The sequence below is a fragment of the Nocardia sp. NPDC058058 genome, from assembly GCF_042885355.1.
Taxonomy (GTDB): domain Bacteria; phylum Actinomycetota; class Actinomycetes; order Mycobacteriales; family Mycobacteriaceae; genus Nocardia.
On sequence record NZ_JBHVSA010000012.1, the window covers coordinates 1 to 3,131 of the forward strand.

2 rRNA genes are annotated in these 3,131 nt (G+C 52.6%); both read right to left on the reverse strand.

The window, feature by feature from the left end:
* Nucleotides 1–26: 26 nt before the first annotated feature.
* Nucleotides 27–142, reverse strand: a 5S ribosomal RNA gene (rrf, locus tag ACFVUS_RS43725).
* 50 nt (nucleotides 143–192) lie between these two features.
* Nucleotides 193–3,127, reverse strand: a 23S ribosomal RNA gene (locus ACFVUS_RS43730).
* Nucleotides 3,128–3,131 lie beyond the last annotated feature (4 nt).

Here is a 3,131-nt window from a genome sequence, read left to right on the forward strand (position 1 = left end):
GATGAGCTGCCTTTACCGTAATAATAGCTTGGCGGCGTCCTACTCTCACAGGGGGAAACCCCCAACTACCATCGGCGCTGAAGAGCTTAACTTCCGTGTTCGGTATGGGAACGGGTGTGACCTCTTCGCTATCGCCACCAAACCATTGAGAGTGTTCTCTCAAAACTAGATAACAGTAAGCATACATTCAAATTGGTTAAGTCCTCGATCGATTAGTATCTGTCAGCTCCATGTGTCGCCACACTTCCACCTCAGACCTATCAACCTGATCATCTTTCAGGGATCTTACTAGCTTGCGCAATGGGAAATCTCATCTTGAGGGGGGCTTCATGCTTAGATGCTTTCAGCACTTATCCCGTCCGCACATAGCTACCCAGCGATGCCTTTGGCAGAACAACTGGTACACCAGCGGTGCGTCCATCCCGGTCCTCTCGTACTAAGGACAGCTCCTCTCAAATTTCCTGCGCCCGCGACGGATAGGGACCGAACTGTCTCACGACGTTCTGAACCCAGCTCGCGTACCGCTTTAATGGGCGAACAGCCCAACCCTTGGGACCGACTACAGCCCCAGGATGCGATGAGCCGACATCGAGGTGCCAAACCTCCCCGTCGATGTGGACTCTTGGGGGAGATAAGCCTGTTATCCCCGGGGTAGCTTTTATCCGTTGAGCGATGGCCCTTCCATGCGGAACCACCGGATCACTAAGCCCGACTTTCGTCCCTGCTCGACTTGTAGGTCTCGCAGTCAAGCTCCCTTGTGCCTTTACACTCTACGAATGATTTCCAACCATTCTGAGGGAACCTTTGGGCGCCTCCGTTACACTTTAGGAGGCGACCGCCCCAGTCAAACTGCCCACCTGACACTGTCTCCCGGCCCGATAAGGGCCGCGGGTTAGAATTTCAATACAGCCAGGGTAGTATCCCACCGACGCCTCCACCGAAGCTAGCGCTCCGGCTTCTCAGGCTCCTACCTATCCTGTACAAGCTGTACCAAAATTCAATATCAGGCTGCAGTAAAGCTCCACGGGGTCTTTCCGTCCTGTCGCGGGTAACCTGCATCTTCACAGGTACTATAATTTCACCGAGTCTCTCGTTGAGACAGTGCCCAGATCGTTACGCCTTTCGTGCGGGTCGGAACTTACCCGACAAGGAATTTCGCTACCTTAGGACCGTTATAGTTACGGCCGCCGTTTACTGGGGCTTCGATTCAGAGCTTCTCCCAAAGGATAACCCCTCCTCTTAACCTTCCAGCACCGGGCAGGCGTCAGCCCCTATACTTCGCCTTACGGCTTCGCAGAGACCTGTGTTTTTGCTAAACAGTCGCCTGGGCCTATTCACTGCGGCTCTCTCGGGCTATGCACCCTACCAGAGCACCCCTTCTCCCGAAGTTACGGGGTCATTTTGCCGAGTTCCTTAACGAGAGTTCTCTCGATCACCTTAGGATTCTCTCCTCGCCTACCTGTGTCGGTTTGCGGTACGGGCACCTCCCACCTCGCTAGAGGCTTTTCTTGGCAGTGTGGAATCAGGAACTTCGGTACTATATTTCCCTCGCCATCACAGCTCAGCCTTTATGATGAGCGGATTTGCCTACTCATCAGCCTAACTGCTTGAACGCGCATATCCAGCAGCGCGCTTACCCTATCCTACTGCGTCCCCCCATTACTCAAACGGCGGGGAGGTGGTACAGGAATATCAACCTGTTGGCCATCGCCTACGCTTTTCAGCCTCGGCTTAGGTCCCGACTAACCCTGAGCGGACGAGCCTTCCTCAGGAAACCTTAGGCATTCGGTGGACAAGATTCTCACTTGTCTTTCGCTACTCATACCGGCATTCTCACTTCTAAGCGCTCCACCAGTCCTTACGGTCTGACTTCACAGCACTTAGAACGCTCTCCTACCACTGACATCAAAGATGTCAATCCACAGCTTCGGTGATACGTTTAGCCCCGGTACATTTTCGGCGCAGAGTCACTCGACCAGTGAGCTATTACGCACTCTTTAAATGGTGGCTGCTTCTAAGCCAACATCCTGGTTGTCTAAGCAACTCCACATCCTTTTCCACTTAACGTATACTTTGGGACCTTAGCTGGCGGTCTGGGCTGTTTCCCTTTTGACTACGGATCTTATCACTCGCAGTCTGACTCCCATGGATAAGTCTTTGGCATTCGGAGTTTGACTGAATTCGGTAACCCGTTGGGGGCCCCTAGTCCAATCAGTGCTCTACCTCCAAGACTCTCATCTTGAGGCTAGCCCTAAAGCTATTTCGGAGAGAACCAGCTATCTCCAGGTTCGATTGGAATTTCTCCGCTACCCACACCTCATCCCCGCACTTTTCAACGTGCGTGGGTTCGGGCCTCCATTCAGTGTTACCTGAACTTCACCCTGGACATGGGTAGATCACCTGGTTTCGGGTCTACAACCACATACTAAACGCCCTATTCAGACTCGCTTTCGCTACGGCTCCGCCTTATCAGCTTAACCTTGCATGGGATCGTAACTCGCCGGTTCATTCTACAAAAGGCACGCCATCACCCGTTAACGGGCTCTGACTACTTGTAGGCACACGGTTTCAGGATCTCTTTCACTCCCCTTCCGGGGTGCTTTTCACCTTTCCCTCACGGTACTGGTTCACTATCGGTCACTAGGGAGTATTTAGCCTTGGGAGATGGTCCTCCCAGCTTCCGACGGAATTTCACGTGTTCCGCCGTACTCAGGATCCACTCAGGAGAGAACGAAGTTTTGACTACAGGGTTGTTACCTCCTATGGCGGACCTTTCCAGATCGCTTCATCTACCTCGTTCCTTTGTAACTCCGTATAGAGTGTCCTACAACCCCAAGAGGCAAGCCTCTTGGTTTGGGCTAATTCCGTTTCGCTCGCCGCTACTCAGGAAATCGCATTTGCTTTCTCTTCCTCCGGGTACTTAGATGTTTCAGTTCCCCGGGTCTGCCTTCTCATATCCTATGTATTCAGATATGGATACCACTCCATTACGAGTGGTGGGTTTCCCCATTCGGAAATCTCCGGATCAAAGCTTACTTACAGCTCCCCGAAGCATATCGGTGTTAGTCCCGTCCTTCATCGGCTCCTAGTGCCAAGGCATCCACCGTGCGCCCTTTCTAACTTAACCATTA